Source organism: Leptospira perolatii, from assembly GCF_002811875.1.
Classification (GTDB): domain Bacteria; phylum Spirochaetota; class Leptospiria; order Leptospirales; family Leptospiraceae; genus Leptospira_B; species Leptospira_B perolatii.
In genome coordinates, this window is sequence record NZ_NPDZ01000003.1 from 116,550 (window position 1) to 136,612 (window position 20,063).

Genomic DNA, 20,063 nt, shown 5'->3' on the forward strand with positions numbered 1-20,063 from the left:
CCCATTGTTTTTCATCTATTTGAATTCTCCGGCCAAATTTTGCCTGATCGATAAAGGAAGTTCACTTGGTTTTTAGGTTCAATTCTTTGCCGATCCATTCAGCAAAATAGATCTCCGACATTCTTTCAGCGGCTTGATACGTCAGGTGGTGCGGATCCAAAAAATCCCGCTTTTCATTGCTTAATGATCCTGCATCGATGAAAGTACCTTTCTCTTTTACCAAGGATTGCAAGTGATTGAGATACCCTAAGTACCATTTACTTTTTTCGTACAAACTGCGCTCGATTGGATTTTCCGGCGAGTTTACGATTACTACATGTATTCCACTCTTTTGCAGGTACTCGACTGCTTTTCTCAATTTTTCCAGCTCCGAATTGGGGAAAAAGTCGGAAGACTTAGACAGCAGCATCTTTGATTTTCGAAGTACCTTTAATCTTGTAAGTGCACTTTCATTTTCTGGATTTCTGTACAAGCGTCTTTCATAGTCTTCCGTATATTTTTGATCCGAAAACCCGGAAATTCTGGAATCATCTATTCCGAGAATCCTGTCATAGGAAATGTTCTTCAGGATTGTTGCTCTACAAAAATTCTGAGAGAGGCGAATTCCGTAATTCTCCGAGACTCCAAAAATTCGGGCGTCTACTTCGTCAGAAGTTACACTCGGTGTCGCGACAAAATGTAATTTTACAAAATTAGAATTTTCTTTTACATCGAATTCTATATTCGTCCAACCAGACTTTGGAAAAATCTGATCAAAATAAAGTGTATCTTTCTTTTCCGAGAAAATTTGAACTCTTGTTTCTTTTTTCTGAGTAAAAATACTCTGCTTGAATTTACCATCCTGGACCACGCACTCGATATCGAATTCTGGCTTTGCCCACCCTCTTAAATAGATCCCTTGTTTTGGGGGAATTCCGGTATAATAATGATACGATCTACCACTTCTGAAATGATGCTCGATCCAAACGTCAAACGGGTCATACAAAAAGCTGCGGTATCTAGAAAGCAAGAAAAGCGATTTAGAAAGTAAAGAATAGAAATGAGAGCTACCTAATTTCCAAATAGAACCTAAGTGATCCCAAAAGAAGGCATCTGGGTATAAGAATCGATTCTGGTGTCTGCCGGATATAGAATCTTTTAACAGACTTGCTTCGTCAAAATCCACTCTTCCTTTTTTTTCGATCACGTAGTCGAGTTGTAAATCGGCAGGATTTAAGATATAAAAGACTAATTTAGGATTCTTTGATACTGCATCCTCTTTGTAATAATAGAAGTCGGAAGGAGTCATTGCAGGGTGCGCGTAGAATTCCGCCAAGACCTTTTCTTTTCCAAATTTGCTCGCAAAAACTTCGTTCAGTTTCTGAGGTAATACTGAGTAAAGAGCTACGCTGCTGCCTACAACAAGCACTCCATTTTGCTCTTCCCGGAATTTGATTTTTCTTCTTTTTTCCAGAAAGTTAAACCAAGGAGAAGTATCCCATTCCAATTCGTTTGGAAATCCGAATAGAACCGCAGGAAGCAGGAATCTATCCAGAATGCAATACGAAAGAAGTAATATTAGAGCTGTCAGAAAGACTTTGAGCTTTATTTTAATTTGATTCATTTGTTAAGAGAACTGCACTCGGAACACAGACCGTATAAGATAATCTCGTGCGATTCTACTTGAAATCCTTTTGGTAAATTTTCAATCGGGAAAGGACAAACTTCTATATCGTAGACCTTGTCGCAATTTCTACAATGAAAGTGATGGTGATGATCCAAATGACTCGTTTCGAATCTTGAAGATTCTCCAGGCAACTGTATCTCATGGATCCTGCCGGATTCTAAAAGCTGGTTTACGGATCTATAGACAGTGGCTATACCGATGTTCTTGATCGATTGTTTGGATATTTCGTGGATTTCCTTTACGGAAAGAGGACCTTTTGCGTCTTGGATCACGCGTAGGATCTCCCCTTTTTGTTTTGTATTTCTAGACGTGGTTTTTCTATCTTCGTCCATACGATAAAAACCTGTTCGGATGCGCACGTGCTACTACTCTCCGATTTGGAAGCAGGAGGTGTCAACCTGATTCCAGAAGAGCGGAAATAGCTGAAAATCCTGATCCACTCCAAATTAGAATTTCCATCGGAACTGTGAATGAGTAAAATTGCGCCATGTCCACAAGACCGTTCGGGCTACTTATTATAGTTTTTCTCTCTCTAAATTGCAAGTCCTCTCAATTCGGAATCCCGGTCTCTGAAACCTCCGGAGAAATCTTGGGGCAATATCACCCAGAAACTAGGTGGATCGGTTTTACCAAAAATCAGAATCCTAAACTATCAGAGTTAAGTCATTTTCCTAATCTAGAAATCCTAGAGCTTTCCTCCTCAGAAATAGAATCAATTGATGCATTGCCCGAGCTCCCGAAATTACGCTTCATCAATCTAAATCACACGAACGTCAAAAGATTTGAAGTCTTGGAAAAATTTCCCAAACTAGATAGTCTGATTTTAAACGGAACCCAAGTTGATGATTCAGACCTGGCCTTGTTTCACAGTTGGAACCGACTCACTAGATTAGAATTGAATGATACGAAAGTAACGAATCTGAATTTTCTAGTCCCCGGTTGTTCTCTCAGGAGACTGCATCTCAGACATACGAAAATAGAAGACATCTCTCCAGTTTCCAACTGTGTATTCTTAAAAGAACTGTATCTAGGCGGAACTCTGGTACAAGACTTAAAGCCATTGGCTTCTGTTAGCGGATTATATCATTTGCAATTAGACGGCACGAATGTATCTAACGAAGAAATCGCAAGTCTTCGAAAGCAGCTTCCCTATCTGAAAATATTTCCTGGTTTGAGGAAAATTTTCTTATCTGAAACGGGCCAGTAAACCCTATTCGTACACGAGCGGATTTGCTTCTCCAGGATTTGTATATAGAATCAAATCTCCGACTTTTAGAGGCAGTCCGCCTCCTAAAATTTCCCCAGTAGTTTCTACGGTTTTCAAAGATTTCAGCAGCGTTTTTCTGCCATCGGCTTTCTCCAAAACCAAGGTCGCGTTTTTACGAACTCTCGAAAGTCTCATTCCCCAAATGTCCAGGAAGCCGCTTTCTGCTCTTACGATGATTGCTGCGATTCTGTTTGGAGAAGAAGAAGGAGATCTTTGCAAAAGCAATCCATCTTCTTCTCCCTCAGGTCCAGGAAACAATCTAACTTGGTTCGGACCTGCATTCCAAATTAAGAATTCTAAGTGATCGCACTCGAATGCGCGGGCCAAGGCCCATCTTCCTCCAGCTTCTTTCGTAGTGTATATTCTACACAGTCTTGGAACAAATCTGTAACCTTTTCCTTCGGGATCTTCGATTAGTTTGCCCTCGAATCTTGTCTCCTCCCAATTTTTGGTCGAAGTTACGACAAGCTGACTGATCAAAAACTCCGGCCTTCTACGTTTGGCAAAAAGGAAAATCTGTCGTACAAAATACCCGTTTTCTAAGGGGCGAATTTCCGAAAAATATTCACCGTCTTCAGGGAGAGTTAGATTCGGACCAAGCCCAGGAAAAGGAACCTGGCCCATAAAATCGGTCTGGCTGGTTTTTGGACTGCAATTCAGGATCAGAAAGCAGGTCAGAAAAATTTTTCCAAATTGAGAAAAATCTTTCCAATTCACAAAGGTTAACATACCCAATGATACTTGCTCCGAAACAGTAGGTCTCAAAAATTGACCGTAAGAGAGGGCGGAAAACGAGTAAAGAAGATTCTTTCTCGTTCTGGATTGCTGAAAAGATGGCTCGCAAAATGCTCAGATACCTGTTCGGATCCCTTATCCTTCTGCAGCTTTTGGCCTGTAATATAGACGAGATGCTTAGACCAGGCAGCACGATCGGTCAGGATATTTTCAGCGCTCAGATGTTTTCTCTTTCCAATTGTACCGGAGAAGGTATGTTCTGGGCGAGAGATCTCAGGACGAATGCCTCGTACTGTGTAAAAGCGCAACTCAAAGCATCCGGCACTCACGCGGATATATACGTCGAAAGCCAGCTCATTACTAGTTTGAATTACGCGGACATCTCGAACGAATTCGATTCCAAGATTTATCCTAGACTAGAAATCGCATTCGGTTCCGCAATGGATCTGGATTCCAATGGAAAAATCATCATACTTATATTAGATATTAGAGATGGAAGCCAGCCTGGAGGCTCCTTCGTAGCAGGATTTTTTGATCCTGTAAATTTTTTTGACAACGAAATCGCGTCTCTAACTCACTCGAATCGTTCTGACATGCTCTATATGGACGGAGTGGAACTCGTCACCCTATCGAATAAAAATCTTTCGGAAGGAAAGCCGGACGCATTCTTAGCCACTCTATCGCACGAATACCAACACTTGATCCGTTTTGGATTTGAAATCCCGCATATGGGGGCCACAGGACTGAGAGATGAAACCTGGATCAACGAAGGATCCAGTGAAGTCGCCGCGGATATTGCGGGATACGCTCCTCAAGGGGAAAGGATCAAATGCTACCGAGGAAATATTGCCGGCACCTGCGCGAGAGGAGTAAACGGATCTTCCTTATTCGGTTCTTCTCGATACAATTCCGTAGTAGACTACGCTTTCTCTTATCCTTTCATGAAATACATTTATGTTTCTTCGGGCAGTACTGAGGGCGAGAGAAATATTTTCTTGAAGGCGACAGTGCAAGGAATCACCGGATCAAGGGCCGCTGACGCGAATGGATTGTTTGAAGTATTCAGAAAATCTTCTCCAAAGTACAGCGCAGCTTCGGCAAACGTTCTTTCTGCTTTGGGACCTGATAGCGCTTCCACATTTCGGAAAATGTTCGCCTCTTTTTTGTGGCAATCTTTGGGAGACACAACTCCTGCAGAGGCAAAAGCAGGAGATCCTTCCACGACCGGAACAGATATCCTAGCTCAGATGAATTCTGTGATTGGATACTTTCCTTTTCCGGCGAGCGGACAATTTGGAGCAGAACTAAATGATTTGTATTCGCCGCTTCGTCTTCCGGATATTCCACCTTTGTCCACGTTAGCACCTGGACAATTTCACTTTATTCGTGCAGATAGAACGAATGCGAATGCTAGCAACGGACAATACTTGCTCAAGAAATCGTTTTCTTCGGTTGTTTATTCACTGCAAGTAAATACGGAACCGTTTAGAAACGGAGACATTTCGCTATCTGTGGGCTTAGAAACTCCGAGTGAAGAACCGGAAGGATTCCATCTTCCGGATACCGGAGAGTTTACTCCGGTTTGTCCTCAGGATTTTATCCACCATCTACCGAGTCCGTATAGAACTCAGAGATTCCGTTTTCGTTCTGAATAATCACTTAGATGTCTAGAATTCTAGACGAAGCCAGTGTTTGTATGATTTGGTCAAATTAGCCAGGCATTTTGGAAAGCAGGCTACGGAACTCGCCCATTCTTTCTTCGGCTGCTTTTTGAGCTTGTTCGATCGCGAGATTGACTGCCTGCTTTATGCTTTTCTGAAGTAGCTTTTTATCATTTTTTTGTAAAAGTTCGTCTTCTACTTTCACTTCTTGGATCGTCAACCTACCGTCTGCGATGCAAGTGACTAATTCATTTTTTGATTTGCCTTCGAAAGATAAGGCTTCCAATTCTTTTTCCAGACGCTTCATGCGAACTCTCATCTGGTTCATTTGTTTAAAATTTTCGATACTCTTGCCACCAAGCATGTAGCTGATTCCTCCGGAAAAGTCGACCTAGTATTGCTAAGCTTGAAAAATAAGAAGAATGGAGCAACTCATTCTCTGACGAAGAGATAGAAACCGTCACTCACCTGCTTTTTAAATCCCTTCTAAAAGGAAAGTTCCAGTCCAAGACTGGTCGCATACTCGTAGATGGACTGAGCGTTTGTGGGAATTAAGTAAGGACCTAAATCGGTAAAATAAATTCCTCGGGCGTACTGATTCCGAAAGTTCATAAAGAAGATCGTATTCTTCATTCCAGTCTTTCCACGAAAACTCGCGGTAAAGGAACTGATGCTTTGGTCGTTTTTGCCTGCGATCGGAGCCTTTTTGGAAGCTACCATATCATAGAAGTTATTTCCTAAAAACAAGGAATAGTTTCCTGCCGAATCTAGTATCATGGTCAATCCTAGAGTCGCGGTGTCCATGTTCACTAAACCGTTTTTGAATAGTGCATGATTTGTAGGATCTGCCAAATAACTGTATCTGAGATTCAGTACAACTTTGCTAAACTCTAGCATCATAGAAATCTTTGCGAGTTCCGGATAAAATTCCCCTCTTCCTTGGTCCTTGTTGAGCACCGAACTTTGTATCAGGAAATTTTTTACAGGCCGAAAGTTTGCCTGCCATTCGATCACTCTACCGCTGTTCGGAGAATTGGGAGATGACATTGCACCGAGGGTTCCTCTTCCGACAAAAAAACTTTCTACAGGAAAAGGATTGGAGGCAGCTACCAATTGCGGCTGGTCGACCCTGGAACCATAGGCACCAGTAGAAATCCCAGTTACGATTCCAGTACTGAACATGTCGGTAGGTCGAATGGACAATCCGGCCATAGAATAATGGCTGGATTTTTTGTCGGATCGATCACTGTAAGGAGATCCAGTTTTTACTACCGCATCCACAAGAGAAGAAACCGAATACGCCACTTCCAAAGTGTCCATGCTAGGAATGTGATTGTTAGGATCTAAAGGATTCGCAGATTTTAAGATCCTATCTCTTGCTTTTCCTTCTTTATCTTCGCCCAATTGAGAATTCCGAGCCAAGGCAATCACCCTTAATTTAGGGGTGATAAAAGCGTAGGTTCTATTTCCAAAATGAACCGATTCATTTTCCCAAAGTGCATTATAAAAATTGTCACTCGCAATCGTTCGACTCGATCCTTTCAAACTCTGACTGGGATGAACTCCGGAGGCAATCCAAGAAGACATCTCTTCATGAAAGGAGGAATCGATTCCAGAATGCGCTTTCACATCGAAGTATTTTTCCTTCGGATTGGAGTCTGAGTCTGGTTCGGAAACAGGAAGTTCTAAACTAGGACTTAGTATTTCCGTAGGCTCGCTGAGTCTTGGTTTTTCTGGAACTTGTACAGGAACTATAGTCAAGAGTACTGCTAGAGTGCCGGCAGAGGCTGCTGAGATCAAAAGAGAGGAATGTATATTTATGCCCAGCGAGCTTTTCATTTTCCCTGCTACTCTAGTATCGGCTCCGCGCGAAGCCACAAAACAAGCGATTAGACGTTAAAACCGCAAAGATTCTGGTCTATTTTCAAAATTCGCTCAAGAAATAACTGATTGAACGAAATAAATTCTTCTAATTCTTTCTCTGACTATTTTCCGAAGCGACATTTAGTGCACTGCGGATTTCTATTTTTTTATAACTCCGGATTTTGTCTCATCGAAGCAGTATCCGGAATGGGAACGCCCCGGACCATTATTTCCGGAACGTTAAGTTGCACAAATATTTATTTCCTCATCAAAAAAATCTAATCTACTCATTCGTGTTCTTCGGATTCTCTCTTGCGATCAATTCTCTCTTCGATGATTCTGAATAAACTGCCTTCCGGATACTTTCCTAACTTGCTTAGTTTGCCAGCAGGCAGTCCGAAAATCTCAGGGATCAGATCCTCTACATGCGAACAAGAAATGATTCTGAACTTCTCTTTTTTCATCAGATTTCGGATCTCTTTATTCAAATTCAAATCTCTTACATTATCTTTTGGTAAATAAAGAGTGTATGTGTCCTTGGAAGATCCTGCCAGACGAGTGACATCGTACCAGGCCTGCACCTTTGCATTGACAGATCCTACTGGCAGAATTTCGCCGTATTGGGACATAGCACCGGTGGCTGCTATATTACAAGGGATCTCTAATCCGGAAAGTGCAGAAAGAAGCGCCAGCAGTTCGGCGCAGCTCGCCGAATCACCGTCGATCGGAGAATGATTTTGTTCAAATAATATGGAAGCGTCCAGACCGAAAGACTGAATATGAGAAAACATTCCCTTGATATAGGATTGAAGGATAAACACCCCTTTATCGTGCAGATCTCCCGATAGGTTTACTTCTCTTTCTATATTGATCAGATTACCCGATCCTAGAGATACCCTCGCAGAAACTTGGTTCACTTGTCCAAAATCCAAAAGCGAAGATTGTAACAAAATGATAGAAAGCCCGTTGATCCTTCCTGTCTTTTTTCCTTTTAACTGAACGCTAATTAACCCTTCTTTAATATTCTCTACGTATTTCCTTTTATGAATTGCAGTGCGTTTTTGTATTTCTTCCGGAGCTGCCTCGATCTGCGCTCTCGAAACCGATTTACCTCCCTTTCTATAAATGGCCAAAACCTCAGTCACAAAGGATCTTAGTTCCGATAGATGAAGAGAAATTCTAGTCTTGCTATCATTCCATCTGAGTGCAAGTTCCAGGAGAGCATCGAGCGCCGTTTTATCTAGAGGCGGATATCCCGGCTTTTCCCAAGATTTCATCAGCCCAAAAAAAACAGGGAGCTCGGAAGTTCCTAGACTGATTTCGTATGGAAGGTGAATCTTGAAATCGAATCCCACATAAAAATCTGGATCTAGGAGAGCCATCGCATCCGTCTCTTGCTCTTCTCCCACCAATATTAATCTGAATTTGGAGGGAATGGACGGATGAAATCGATTGATGTATCTTGAGTCCGGTCCTTCCGGAAGCGCAAGAAAATCGATCTTTCCTGTGAGAATCACTCCCTTCAGAAAAAAGTATAAATCCGGCTCCTCGACGAGTGGACGCAAAGGAAGTACCAGGAACCCTCCATCTGCTTCTGCAATTCTGCCGGGCCGATACTTTTCCTCCATCGGAAGTCCAGCTAAAGATAATAAAGTCGGTGCAGGTTCTGCAACCACTGGAACTCCAGAAAGAAAGGATTGAAGGTACTGCCCAAATCGCAACAGATTGGATTCGATCTCAGGTCCAGTGATCAAAAGATGTCGAAACAAACCTGGATTGTCCAGGGCTTGTTTGAACGTTCTCATTTCCTGTTTATGAAAAACTAAAAAGTCGGGAAGTCCGTTGAGCTGTTTTGCTCTGACCGCTCTAAATTTTACTTCGGTTTGTGTGGGAAGAACCTTGCGCAGCACACCTCCCATTATTCGTGAAACCTTGTTTTCCTCAATAAAAAACCTAAGTTGGGTGCTGAATGGTTTTTAGAATCAGCATGGCATCACCGTAGGAAAAGAATCGAAAATGATTCGAAATGGCGTATTTGTATGCCGAAAGCACCCATTCTTTTTTTGCGAAAGCGCATACGAGCAAAAGTAAACTGCTCTGAGGTAAATGAAAATTCGTAATCAGACCATCGGATGATTCGATTCTGTCCTCCGGCTGGAGAAAAAGAGTGCTCTTCCCTTCTCCGGCTCGAAACATTTTTAGAGATGGATCGTATGCTGTTTCCAAGACTCTCAATGTAGTAGTTCCTACAGAAATAATTCTTCTATTTTGCGCCCGAGCCTGATTTAGTTTGCTAGCGGTCTGTTCCGGAAGAAAGTAAGATTCCTCGTGGAGGGACTTACTTTGAAAATTCTCTTCTGTCAAAGGTTGAAAAGTTCCGTATCCTACTTTTAGCTCCAGCTCCAAAAACTGAATTCCTGAATCTTTACAACGCTTGATCAACTCGGGAGTAAAATGTAAACCTGCAGTCGGCGCGGCTACGGATCCCAAACCTCTTGCATACACGGTTTGGTACCTGATATCGTCTTCCTCTGTACTTTCTCTTTTGAAATAAGGTGGAATGGGAGTTTGCCCGATTCGATCGAAAGTCTCTTCAGTGAATTCGGAAGGCGCAGAAAGTAAAACGTTCTCCTTCTCTTTACCACAAAGGATAAACGAAATGGATCCAGTCTTTTCATCTCGGAGAATTTCTCCGATTTTTAGTTTTCTGGAATTACGAACGAGAGCCTTCCAATTTGCATTTCGATCTTGCCCTAAAAAAAGTGCTTCGTGTCTTCTCCCGGAACTAGATAGCAAATACACTCTTCTCTTACTTACCTTAGTGTTGTTTACTACGAGCACGTCTCCGGAGACCAAGTATTTGAGAATACAATCGAATGATTTTTCTTCTAGCTTCTCGCCATTAGAGCGGTCCAAAACAAGTAGCTTACTTTGGTCCCTGGAACTCGCGGGATTCTTTGCGATCTGATCCTCAGGTAGTTCAAATTGAAAATCTGAAAGTTCCTGAAAGTCCATAGATCCAAGAAACATGAGGGATATTCGGTGAAAATCGAATTTTCCGAAGGTAGGATCCTCGGTTTGTTAACGCATCCGAGTTTAGTTCTTGGCTTTTGAGGGCTTTCAAAAAAGAGTACCGGAGATGCGCACGGTTTTTGAAAAGAGGATCCCCCTCCTACTTTTCTCGTTCTTGCTGGTCTTTTTGTACATAAGCGGGATCGGAAAAGTTTCGCAAACATCCGATTTCAAAGATTATTTTCAAGCCTCCCAAAACTTCCGGGACAAAAAGGATCTATACAACCTAGATGTGTTAGAAGATCTGCGTTCCGAATTCGAATCCGGTAAATTAGATTTTAAGGATATTTTCCAGCCGGAAGTATTCGAAAAACTCAAAGCAAGAATGGACAATGTGGGAGCTTATATTTATCCTCCAACATTTGCTTTTTTATTAGTTCCGATTTCTTTTTTTCCGTACGAAGTCGCATCCGGAATCTTTTTTACCTTAAATTTCCTAGCGCTGCTAGGTAGCCTTTACCTAATATCAAAAATACTACATAGAGAAAATCAATACCTGTTCTTATCGCTGGCTGTTTTACTTTCCGTTCGGTTTATAGAAAATCACCAGAACAACAATCAGGTTGGCTTACTTTTACTTTTTCTAATACTCTCGTCGGTGGTAAGCAAGAAAGATTGGCTATCCGGACTTTTGCTGGGACTCGCAATCGTAATTAAAGTCACTCCTGCCGCATTCTTATTTTACTTTTTATTTAAAAAGAGATACGGAGCGATTTTTTACACGATAGGCTTCGCAGTACTTTGGGCTTGCTTGCCCGCTCTCTCGGATCCTGGTTTTACGTGGAATATGAATCGAACCTGGTACGAACTAGTACTGGAAAAGTATCTAAAATCTCCCATGCTAAGGGCTTGGAAAAATAATCAGAGCCTGAACGCTACACTAGCGAAATATTTTTTGCCCTACTCCGATATCATGAACCAGGGAAGATTCGGAATGCCGTTCATCGACTTGACCGTGTTTCAAGTAAAATGGATCGGAAATCTTCTCACTCTAACAATCGCAGGACCTTATTTGTACAAAGTTTACAAAGGTGCTAGCGAAGCATTTGTACTTTCCGGTTTGTTTTTCTTTTCCGTTTTGTTCAGCGGGATCTCGTGGATCCACGCCTTCGTATTCTTGATTTTTCCTGCCGCATATATTTTAGGAACTGTCTGGCCTAAGGACGATTCTATCCCGAAACTAGAGACATGGAAGGATAAGAGGAATAGATCTTCTTTCGTATTTCTATCTATGTCTTTATTCATTCTTCTAGCAAATCGCTCTTTGATCGGTTCTGGAACTGAAGAAAAACTATTGATGTTCTCTTACTTACTTTATACTTCTCTAATTCAATATTTTTGTCTTTTCTTCATCTCTCCAGGAGATACGGAAAAGTCTTGAGATTGTATGGTTCCTAAGGACGCACTGAAATATAAGCCCAGGGTCGCAGTTGATGCAAGACCTCTCTCTTATGGAATTACCGGAAATTCTAGGTACCTCGCAGAAGTATTAGAAAGGGTGATTCGAAACGATTCTCCTTTGGAATATTACCTTTATTCAAACAAACCGATTCATCCCGTATTTAACGAGTTAGTTGCAAAGGCTCAGGTGTTTTTACCGAGCAGTCTGCCCGGTTTACTCTGGCTCAACTTTTCGATGCCGAAAAAATTTGTAGAACACAGGATCGATCTTTTTTGGGGAACTCTGCAGTTGCTCCCCGTCGTTGGAAAAAAAATTCCGATGGCGGTGAATTACCACGATCTGAATTTCCGTTCCGCGCCAGAAACGATGACCACAGCCAACTACTGGCAACATAAAATCTTTTCCCCGATGACTCTGGACAGAGCCGACTTGATCTTCTGTCTTTCTGAAAACACAAAAAGAGAAATCTCGGAGTTTCGTCCTGGCATAGAATCAAAATTGAAAGTAGTCTATCCGGGCGCCCAAGGCTTCGGCAGAATCCTTCGCCCTGAAAAAAGACTCCCCGAAAAATTCCTATTTTCTCTCGGGACCTTGGAACCAAGAAAGAACCTGAGCACCTTGATCGAAGCATATAGATTTTTAAAGAAAGAAAATCCTAACTACCCATACTCGCTCGTTCTTGCTGGAAGGCTAGGTTGGAAATCTGAGGAACTCACACAATTGTTAAAAGAAGGCGCCCTTGAAAAGGAAGGGATCTTCTTTCTAGAAAATCCGGCAGATAGCACGCTCGGTTGGTTGTACCAAAATTGCTCCTACTTCGTATTTCCCTCTTTGCACGAAGGTTTTGGCTTGCCAATTTTGGAAGCTCTCCGAGAAAAGAAACACTGCATCGTTTCTAATATCCCCGTATTCCATGAAATCCTGGATCCGGAAGCGGATCTATTTGTACCTCCGAAGGATGTGAACGGCTGGAAAACTGCCTTGCAAAAGGCGGGTCAAAGAGGAAATCGAATCCGAAGGTCCGGTACTTTTGAATGGTCCTGGGATCATACAGCAAAAGAAGTCGAAGCAGGTTTGGTTTCTCTTTGGAAAAATAGGAAAAAGCAGGATCCAGTCAAAGAAAGGCAATGAACAAGCAAAAAGAAAGATCCCTTCCGGTATGGTGGAGTTGGAGCCAGGAAAATCAAATCGGCAAAAAAAGAAAACTCCAGCACGCAAAGTTGATTCCAAATCCAATTCCCAGCTTTCTTGCCATCCTGATCTACTGTGGATTCTTGTATTATCTTTTGCCTCTCCAAGAAATCATAGCGACCTATGTTTTCAAATTCGTGGAATTTCTACAAATTCCGAAAGTTCTGAAGATTCAGCTTCTGACAGACCCTAGGTTGTACCAGTATTCTGCACTTATATTGGTCGGTTATGTTGGATTTGCATTCTTTATCGATCTCTGGAACTTCTTGGAAAAGAACCTGTTGCAGAGCCTCTCCTGGGAAGGAGAAAAAATCAAACTCGTAAAGTGGAGTCTCCTAGGAAAAGAATCCGTGAGATGGAACCCGCACCTATCGGGATTGCAAATTATGCATAAGAGCGGACTTTTGCGATCCTTCTTAGGATTAGAAAAAATCGTATTTTATCAGCAAACCCAGGGGAAAGAAGTTTCGGTTTTAGCGGAATCCCCTTATTTTCATTCCAAAAAAAACCGCGAATTTTTGGATTCTATCCTCCATCGCTAAACCATGCTTTCCTTGAGTTCTCTCCATTCGGTTACATCAAATTTTTTGCATGCACTTTCTCATGGGAAAGGAAAATGGAAAGGATTTCTATTTCTCTTCGTTCTTTCTTTGGTAGTATTACTATTCGATCTACGCTTTCTATCTAGGCATTACGACTGGGATTCGATCGTTTACACTCATAATATCAACTCAGATCTATTTTGGAAGATATTTTACAATCCTCATCATATCGGATTCGAAAGTACCGGTTACCTTTATCTAAAGTTCTGGAAGTGGCTCAACGGTCCTCATTCGATTATGTTCGGGATGAGATTGAGAATTCTTTTCGCAGCGATCCTGTTCTTTTTTGCGCTCACCTCTTTTTACTGGAGAATGTACGGAGACATGGTAGGAGCGGTGCTGCTTGGATTTGCGGTCCACTTTACCCAAGGATTCTGGTTCTATGCCCAACACCATGACACTCCTCTCGTGCATTCTTGCCTGACAGGAGCACTCTTTTTGTACTGCGTATGGAACGCGCGAAAAGGTTGGGGACCAACGAAGTTATTTTTCGGGTTTGCATTACAAATTTGGAATGTGTTCTTTCACCAGTCGGATACGATTTTTCTGACGATGGTTCCTGCTTCCATTTTACTTTCTAATTCCTGGAAAGGCTCCGAATTCCAAACTTCCTTAAAGCTAAAGCTGATCTTTTCTTACACCTTTCTTATCGTATTCTTTCTGACCCTTTCCTATTTATTCGTAGGCTTTATCTTGCTAGAAAGAAATCTGATCGCTCCTCCGGAAAGCGAAAGGAATTTTGCGAATTGGCTTTTTTTATACGCGACCAAAGAGAAGTGGGGATTGGCCGCAGGAAATAAGAATTACGTAATGAACTTTTATCGAGGAATCGGAGATGCATTCCTAAACTTCGAGGGAGTCAAATCCGGCCTGAGAATCAAACCTCAGGATTTTATGAATAGAAATGCTTTGCCGTATAATTTGAATCTTGCCTTTTGGGTGAGCATTCTAGCATTAGCTTTCTTAAATATTTCCAGACTTTGGAAAAAATTTAGAGCGGAACTTGTGCTTTTGGCTCTTTGGCTAGTTCCTTCCCTTATTTTCTATACTTGGTGGGAAGGATATTTTTTTGAATTTTGGGTTTCGAGCGTGATCGGTCTTTTGATTTTTGCGGCTCTCGTAATTCAATCTTACAAAATGCAGTCGATTCCCCATGGGACCAGAGCACTCGGACATGTAGCACTGTTCGCCTATGTATTTTTGCTTTTTGCAGTGAACTTTACATTTTCTACATTCCCCAGATCCGAAAAGCCTACAATTAGTTTTATCGAGGGAATCGAAGATAAATACCGTTCGTTAGTTCCGGAACCGGTCTACGATCAAAAGTAGACGGACCTTTTTCTGGATGAAAATAGGGTTGTGAGTTTCCCTTCCCCCAAAAAACTGCTCGGAAGCAAGGCAAAACGGAACGATCATGCTGTTTAATTCCGCCCACTTCATGGTTTTTTTACCGATCGTTCTGATCGTTACAAAGCTTCTGAAGGGAACTCCAAGGCGGGTTTTCTTATTACTCGCGAGTTTGTACTTTTATAACGGATGGCACCCGGCATCCATTCAATGCTCCGCAATTCGGACTAGTTCTTGGATCGAAAATTGGATCGATTCTTCCTACTGCAACCTTGGAATCAATCTCTACATACTGATTCTATTCGCTTCTATGTTGGTCGACTATGCAGCCGGTCTACTCATGAGCCGGAATGGGGCAACAGATCGATTTCGCAGGATTTGCCTCATCGTTTCGTTAAGCGTGAATTTGGGAATCCTGGGATATTTCAAGTACACGAACTTTCTTTTAGAAGTTTTTGCAGACATTCAGAATCTTGGCCCTACTAAAATTGATCCTCTAAAGATCATACTTCCTGTCGGAATTTCTTTTTACACATTTCAATCCATGAGCTACACGATCGATGTCTATCGGAGAAATCTGATCGCTAGAACTTCCTTGCTCGACTTTGCGTTGTATGTTTCCTTTTTCCCGCAACTGGTAGCCGGCCCGATCGTAAGAGCTCACACTTTCTTTAGAGACTTGGATCATCCTCCGGTTGTAACTAAGGAAGATATTGAGATCGCTTTTTGTCAGATTTTGATGGGATTTACACGCAAGATAGTCTTTGCGGACAATCTTGCAAAGGTAGTAGACTTCACTTTCACAAATTATACTGTCTTAAATCCGGTCGAAATCTGGACCGGTGCTCTTGCGTTCGGTTGGCAGATCTACTTTGACTTTGCAGGATACACGGATATCGCGATCGGAGTCGCAAGACTTTTCGGATATAAATTTGATCCGAATTTTAACTTCCCGATGGTGGCAAAGAATATAGCAGACCACTGGACCAGGTGGCATATCTCTTTTTCTACTTGGATCAGAGACTACATCTTTATACCGTTAGGTGGATCTCGCGGATCTCAATTCCAAACTTATATAAATATGTTCATCACTTGGCTATTTGCAGGTGTTTGGCACGGAGCTGCTTACCATTTTATCGGCTGGGGGCTTTGGCAAGCGGTGATGATTTCGGTCCACAGAGAATATGCAAAGACTTCTTTGGCTCTTTGGCTGAATGAAAAAGGTGGGACCTCCTACGATATAATTTCCAGACTCGTGACCATGTTCTGCCTTGCATTCGGTTTCATTATGTTTCGGGCACAGGATATGAGAACAGCAGTAACAATGATGAAGTCACTGGTTTTCTGGGTTCCCGGAGGATTTGCTTCCGTAAAATCTTATGTAAACTACGACTATGGGCTTCTACTCGTAATCTGTTTCTCGGCGTCGTATTACTTCTCACGAAATACAATCGATTCGGTTGTGGAAAGTCCGAGAAAATTTTCTCTCTTCTTTTTAGCCAATGCGTTTCTGCTTTTAGTGTTCGGAATCACGGAAAGTAAGAACTTCCTATATTTCGATTTCTGAGGCTTTTGAAATGAATCCATACCTAAGTTTAATTCGAAAGCGAAAATTCTGGATTCCGTTTCTGCTGCTTGTGGGTTTTGATCTCTGCCTACAAACCGGAGCATATCGTCCTTTTTTGAAAAAAGGATCCTACGCAGCAAACGTGGTGCGCCTGACTGAAATTCCCATCGAGAAAAAATCAGAATTAGAGCCTACGGTTTTAGTCCTCGGCACCTCTGTCGCTTACCAAGGCCTATCGATGAAAATTTTGAACGATGCCTTGGAACCTTATGGCGAAAAGATACAATCCATTGCTGTGCCTGGCACAGAGTTACTCGTACAAAATCTGATTGTCCAAAAAGTTTTACCTAAGTTTCCAAAAGTCCATACTGTCATTCATGTATTCGAAGTTTCCACTCCTTGGGTGAATCAAACCGAACTCCATCTAGCCACTTTAGCAATGTTAGGCGAGTTAGACAGAATCAGCGCAATTCAAAAAATTTATCAGTATAAATACAATGTTAGATACGACGATATCGCGTATTTGTTATCCAAGAGCTTGGCTTACAGAAGAGATTTCAGAGACTTTTTCCTAGACCCTTCCAAGCGATTGAAAGATATCGGTCGCGCCAAAAAAGAACAGAACAAGAGTCCTTGGGCCTACGAAAACCAATACTCTGAAATGATCAGCATGTATCCGAAAGCGCAGGATGTGCAAAGCTGTCTTGCCACTACGGATATTCGAAATAATGAACCGATCCCGGCTGGATCAGACAGACACCACAAAAAGGCGATTTGGGATACTTGCGATCTGGCGGCACATACTCCTACAGTAGTTACTTACAATCCGGTAGTGCAGGCTTACTTTGAAAGGCTCGGGTACTTGTACAAAGATATTCGATCCATAGGCAAATCAAACGGACAAAATATCCGGATCATCGGAGTCCTTGCACCTTACAGTGAAATCATAAAGAGCTGGAGATCTCCGGAAAGAGATCGTATTTGGAAGGAAGAGTTATCCAAGTTATCCTCGGATGGAGAATTCAAGCTTTTGGACTACCAAGGAATCCTGGACGGAGGAAAGAATGGAGACTATTACTACGATCTAATCCATCTCAATCGACCAGGGATGCTCGAATTTTCTGATGCTCTTGCCAAGGATCTTCCTTCTGCTCTCAGCTTGGGAGTGAAAAGGAAACCATGATCTTTACTTCTACACTCTTTTTTGTATTTTTCTTATTTACATATATTGCATATTGGAGTTGGGACTCTAGAAAATTCAGAGAATGGATTTTATTGATCGCTTCCTTTGCTTTTTATGCGACTTGGAACCCTCCATTCTTGTTCCATTTGCTCGGTATCATCTACTTGAACTTTTTGTTCATGAAGGCGATTGCAATTTCTAAAAATAAGTGGCTACTGAGAACGATCGTAATCATAGACTTGGTCAATCTAGGAATCTTTAAGTATTTCTACTTTATCACGGATAATCTTTTCTACGTTACGAATTGGTCCTTATTTAATACGAACACTCTTCCTTTCCGTATCATTCTGCCTTTGGCGATCAGCTTTTATACGTTTCAAATCATCGCCTATGTAGTGGATGTATACCGTGGAAAAATCGAAAAGGTGCCGAGCTTATTTGATTTTACACTTTTTATCCTCTTTTTTCCGCAATTGGTCGCTGGACCGATCATGCGTCACGCGGACTTTTTCCCAAGGCTGGAAAAACTTAGGATCCATAAAACTTCTATCTACACAGGATTATTTTTGATCGGTCTAGGCGCTTGCAAAAAGATTCTGATTGCGGATAATCTAGGATCTCTGATCGATCCTGTATTTGCCAGACCAAAAGAATATGGCGGAATGTCTCTCTTTATGGCGGTGAACGGATTCACTTGGCAAGTATACTGCGATTTCTCCGGGTATACAGACGTAGCAAGAGGCTGCGGGTTGTTATTCGGTTTCAATATCCCTAGAAACTTCAGAGCGCCATTTTTTAGCGAAAACATACATGAACTCTGGAGGAGATGGCATATCACCCTGGGAACCTGGCTCCGAGATTATATTTATATTCCACTCGGAGGCAGCAGAATCTCTGAATTCAGAACGAATTTGCATCAAACCATCACATTCGCGTTAGGTGGGATTTGGCACGGAGCGAACTGGACTTTTTTGGCCTGGGGACTTACCCATGGCTTCTATCTGATGGTGGAGAGATTCATGGAAAGAAGGGGAATCCATGTACTTCCGCAAAGTGGAAAATTCTTCAAGATAGTCCGAATACTTTGGACCTATTTTTTATTTTTGATCGGAGCTGTTTTCTTCCGAGCTCTCAATATCGGCGATTCGTTTTATATACTCACGCACGGAATGTTAGGGGTTTCTCCAGAAAACAAGATCAGTTTTCTATCACCGGAACTCATCCTTCCCTATGCACTAGGTGGTCTGCTTTTGCACGCTGCTGAGGAACCTAAAAGATATCCGATGTGGTTCCATAGGAATCGAGGAAAATTGCTCCTTGCATTTCTTTTGATCGGAGCATTATTTTTCGGAAACTATGCAGGAAAAAGCCAAGAGTTTATCTACTTCGCTTTTTAAAGGAATGAAAGAATGAAAAAAGTTTCAAAGATACCTCTGCTTTCACTCCGAATCCTATGGATACCGCTCGGGATTGCATTCATCGCGTTTGCATGGGATAAAGTACTTTCTTCCCAATTGGTAAGACCTTACACCGAAGCAGGCGCGGAATATTACTTTTATGAAATGAAGTCCAAGATTATGGACACGATGAAAAAGGAAACAGAGACAAAGACCTCAGAACAAAAGGTTCTGACTTTTTTTGGGACCTCCCACATGGGAGAATTCTCACTCGAGGAATTTGCAAAAGAAAGCCCAGGATTGATCGTCTATAATCTTTCGGCACCTTCCGCACCCTACTCTTTTCACAACTTCACTCTCGAAAGAATGCTCGACCGAAACATTCCTTTGGATTATGCGATCTTAGAATACTATCCAGACTCCGCGATAGATTATTCCAATCGATATGCATTAAGATATTCTTATGATTTTAATTACTTTCTAAAGAACTGGGATGTTTTCCCCACGAATGAGTGGGATGTTTTTCTTCGATCTAGAGTGTTCAGAACCTCGGTTTTTCCGCCCAGATTCAAGGAAGCGATGCATAGGATCAAACACCCCGACGAACTAGCGTATCTAATGGCGATTCGAAACGGACTCATGAACGAGTCGGATAAGTACAAAGGCGGAATTCCGAACTCTCTACTGTCGAACACCCCGGAAGACAAACTCGATTCTGAATCAGAAAGAATCTACCGGGAGACTTACAGAAGCTTTTTCCTCTCAAAAACCCAAGAAGCCTTTCTTAGAAAGTTTTTGGAAAAGGCAAGATCCAAAGGAGTCAAGGTAGTCCTTTGGTCCCCGTTGCTATATTCTAAATTTGCAAAACTAGTCCAAGACTCTAAATTCTTTCCGGAATGGCTCCGGCTAAGAGATAAATTAAAGGAAGAATTCCCCGAAATCTTGGTACTGGACATGGAGAGCTATCGAAGCTCGGTCAAATGCCAAAAATTCATAGATCCCCACCATTTGAGCGGAGGCTGCTACCTGGAGCCTACTCGAATTTTAATCTCCTTCTTAGAAGAAAATGCAGGACTTCCTAAGACCAAAGTGAGATGAACATAGAATTAC

General features: G+C 42.0%; 17 protein-coding genes. 10 read left to right on the plus strand and 7 right to left on the minus strand.

The window, feature by feature from the left end; translation table 11 throughout:
* Positions 1–61: 61 nt before the first annotated feature.
* The gene (locus CH373_RS06690; protein ID WP_100712635.1) at positions 62–1,603 is read right to left on the minus strand and encodes a hypothetical protein; all 1,542 of its coding nucleotides are present in this window, start codon (positions 1,601–1,603) and stop codon (positions 62–64) included.
* The gene (locus tag CH373_RS06695; protein ID WP_100712914.1) at positions 1,600–1,998 is read right to left on the minus strand and encodes a Fur family transcriptional regulator; all 399 of its coding nucleotides are present in this window, start codon (positions 1,996–1,998) and stop codon (positions 1,600–1,602) included. The genes CH373_RS06690 and CH373_RS06695 overlap by 4 nt, the downstream gene beginning before the upstream one ends.
* A gap of 155 nt (positions 1,999–2,153) precedes the next feature.
* Between CH373_RS06695 and CH373_RS06700 the strand changes: the two genes are divergently transcribed.
* Positions 2,154–2,873 carry a leucine-rich repeat domain-containing protein gene (locus tag CH373_RS06700; protein WP_100712636.1) on the plus strand — a complete coding sequence of 240 codons (720 nt, stop codon included), beginning with the start codon at positions 2,154–2,156 and terminating at the stop codon, positions 2,871–2,873.
* A 3-nt stretch (positions 2,874–2,876) separates the two neighbouring features.
* Here the strand turns inward: CH373_RS06700 and CH373_RS06705 are convergent, their stop codons facing one another.
* The gene (locus tag CH373_RS06705; RefSeq protein WP_100712637.1) at positions 2,877–3,662 is read right to left on the minus strand and encodes a hypothetical protein; all 786 of its coding nucleotides are present in this window, start codon (positions 3,660–3,662) and stop codon (positions 2,877–2,879) included.
* Positions 3,663–3,766: 104 nt separating this feature from the next.
* On the opposite strand from CH373_RS06705, the gene CH373_RS06710 reads away from it, so the two are divergent.
* Complete coding sequence (locus CH373_RS06710) at positions 3,767–5,323, plus strand: peptidase M30 (protein WP_100712638.1); 1,557 nt, start codon at positions 3,767–3,769, stop codon at positions 5,321–5,323.
* Between the two features lie 55 nt (positions 5,324–5,378).
* Here the strand turns inward: CH373_RS06710 and CH373_RS06715 are convergent, their stop codons facing one another.
* From CH373_RS06715 to queA, 4 genes are all read right to left on the minus strand, one after another.
* Positions 5,379–5,693 (minus strand): YbaB/EbfC family nucleoid-associated protein, encoded by a 315-nt coding sequence (locus CH373_RS06715; protein WP_100712639.1) that lies wholly within the window; start codon positions 5,691–5,693, stop codon positions 5,379–5,381.
* Positions 5,694–5,815: 122 nt separating this feature from the next.
* Positions 5,816–7,168: a hypothetical protein gene (locus CH373_RS06720; RefSeq protein ID WP_100712640.1), complete on the minus strand. Its 1,353-nt coding sequence runs from the start codon at positions 7,166–7,168 to the stop codon at positions 5,816–5,818.
* Positions 7,169–7,479: 311 nt separating this feature from the next.
* Positions 7,480–9,102 (minus strand): S16 family serine protease, encoded by a 1,623-nt coding sequence (locus CH373_RS06730; protein ID WP_100712915.1) that lies wholly within the window; start codon positions 9,100–9,102, stop codon positions 7,480–7,482.
* Positions 9,103–9,145: 43 nt separating this feature from the next.
* Positions 9,146–10,207: a tRNA preQ1(34) S-adenosylmethionine ribosyltransferase-isomerase QueA gene (gene queA / locus CH373_RS06735; protein ID WP_100712916.1), complete on the minus strand. Its 1,062-nt coding sequence runs from the start codon at positions 10,205–10,207 to the stop codon at positions 9,146–9,148.
* A 124-nt stretch (positions 10,208–10,331) separates the two neighbouring features.
* On the opposite strand from queA, the gene CH373_RS06740 reads away from it, so the two are divergent.
* From CH373_RS06740 to CH373_RS06775, 8 genes are all read left to right on the plus strand, one after another.
* On the plus strand, positions 10,332–11,645 hold the full coding sequence (locus CH373_RS06740) for a glycosyltransferase family 87 protein (RefSeq protein WP_100712917.1): 1,314 nt from the start codon (positions 10,332–10,334) through the stop codon (positions 11,643–11,645).
* A gap of 6 nt (positions 11,646–11,651) precedes the next feature.
* Entirely contained in the window at positions 11,652–12,797 is a 1,146-nt protein-coding gene (locus CH373_RS06745) for a glycosyltransferase family 4 protein (RefSeq protein ID WP_100712642.1), read from the plus strand.
* Positions 12,794–13,399, plus strand: a complete 606-nt coding sequence (locus tag CH373_RS06750; protein ID WP_100712643.1) for an LIC20162 family protein — start codon at positions 12,794–12,796, stop codon at positions 13,397–13,399. The genes CH373_RS06745 and CH373_RS06750 overlap by 4 nt, the downstream gene beginning before the upstream one ends.
* A 3-nt stretch (positions 13,400–13,402) precedes the next feature.
* Positions 13,403–14,788 (plus strand): hypothetical protein, encoded by a 1,386-nt coding sequence (locus tag CH373_RS06755; RefSeq protein ID WP_243393294.1) that lies wholly within the window; start codon positions 13,403–13,405, stop codon positions 14,786–14,788.
* A gap of 85 nt (positions 14,789–14,873) precedes the next feature.
* On the plus strand, positions 14,874–16,373 hold the full coding sequence (locus CH373_RS06760; RefSeq protein WP_100712644.1) for an MBOAT family O-acyltransferase: 1,500 nt from the start codon (positions 14,874–14,876) through the stop codon (positions 16,371–16,373).
* A gap of 10 nt (positions 16,374–16,383) precedes the next feature.
* On the plus strand, positions 16,384–17,556 hold the full coding sequence (locus CH373_RS06765; RefSeq protein ID WP_100712645.1) for a hypothetical protein: 1,173 nt from the start codon (positions 16,384–16,386) through the stop codon (positions 17,554–17,556).
* Positions 17,553–18,953: an MBOAT family O-acyltransferase gene (locus CH373_RS06770; protein ID WP_100712646.1), complete on the plus strand. Its 1,401-nt coding sequence runs from the start codon at positions 17,553–17,555 to the stop codon at positions 18,951–18,953. Before CH373_RS06765 ends, CH373_RS06770 begins: the two co-directional genes overlap by 4 nt.
* 12 nt (positions 18,954–18,965) lie before the next feature.
* Positions 18,966–20,051 carry a DUF1574 family protein gene (locus tag CH373_RS06775; protein ID WP_100712647.1) on the plus strand — a complete coding sequence of 362 codons (1,086 nt, stop codon included), beginning with the start codon at positions 18,966–18,968 and terminating at the stop codon, positions 20,049–20,051.
* Positions 20,052–20,063: the final 12 nt, after the last annotated feature.

Coding starts and splice junctions, on each gene's coding strand:
- CH373_RS06710 (WP_100712638.1), top strand. CDS start 3,767: ATGGCTCGCAAAATGCTCAGATACCTGTTCGGATCCCTTATCCTTCTG.
- CH373_RS06695 (WP_100712914.1), bottom strand. CDS start 1,998: ATGGACGAAGATAGAAAAACCACGTCTAGAAATACAAAACAAAAAGGG.
- CH373_RS06750 (WP_100712643.1), top strand. CDS start 12,794: ATGAACAAGCAAAAAGAAAGATCCCTTCCGGTATGGTGGAGTTGGAGC.
- queA (WP_100712916.1), bottom strand. CDS start 10,207: ATGGACTTTCAGGAACTTTCAGATTTTCAATTTGAACTACCTGAGGAT.
- CH373_RS06700 (WP_100712636.1), top strand. CDS start 2,154: ATGTCCACAAGACCGTTCGGGCTACTTATTATAGTTTTTCTCTCTCTA.
- CH373_RS06765 (WP_100712645.1), top strand. CDS start 16,384: ATGAATCCATACCTAAGTTTAATTCGAAAGCGAAAATTCTGGATTCCG.
- CH373_RS06740 (WP_100712917.1), top strand. CDS start 10,332: ATGCGCACGGTTTTTGAAAAGAGGATCCCCCTCCTACTTTTCTCGTTC.
- CH373_RS06705 (WP_100712637.1), bottom strand. CDS start 3,662: ATGTTAACCTTTGTGAATTGGAAAGATTTTTCTCAATTTGGAAAAATT.
- CH373_RS06775 (WP_100712647.1), top strand. CDS start 18,966: ATGAAAAAAGTTTCAAAGATACCTCTGCTTTCACTCCGAATCCTATGG.
- CH373_RS06745 (WP_100712642.1), top strand. CDS start 11,652: ATGGTTCCTAAGGACGCACTGAAATATAAGCCCAGGGTCGCAGTTGAT.
- CH373_RS06760 (WP_100712644.1), top strand. CDS start 14,874: ATGCTGTTTAATTCCGCCCACTTCATGGTTTTTTTACCGATCGTTCTG.
- CH373_RS06690 (WP_100712635.1), bottom strand. CDS start 1,603: ATGAATCAAATTAAAATAAAGCTCAAAGTCTTTCTGACAGCTCTAATA.
- CH373_RS06715 (WP_100712639.1), bottom strand. CDS start 5,693: ATGCTTGGTGGCAAGAGTATCGAAAATTTTAAACAAATGAACCAGATG.
- CH373_RS06755 (WP_243393294.1), top strand. CDS start 13,403: ATGCTTTCCTTGAGTTCTCTCCATTCGGTTACATCAAATTTTTTGCAT.
- CH373_RS06720 (WP_100712640.1), bottom strand. CDS start 7,168: ATGAAAAGCTCGCTGGGCATAAATATACATTCCTCTCTTTTGATCTCA.
- CH373_RS06770 (WP_100712646.1), top strand. CDS start 17,553: ATGATCTTTACTTCTACACTCTTTTTTGTATTTTTCTTATTTACATAT.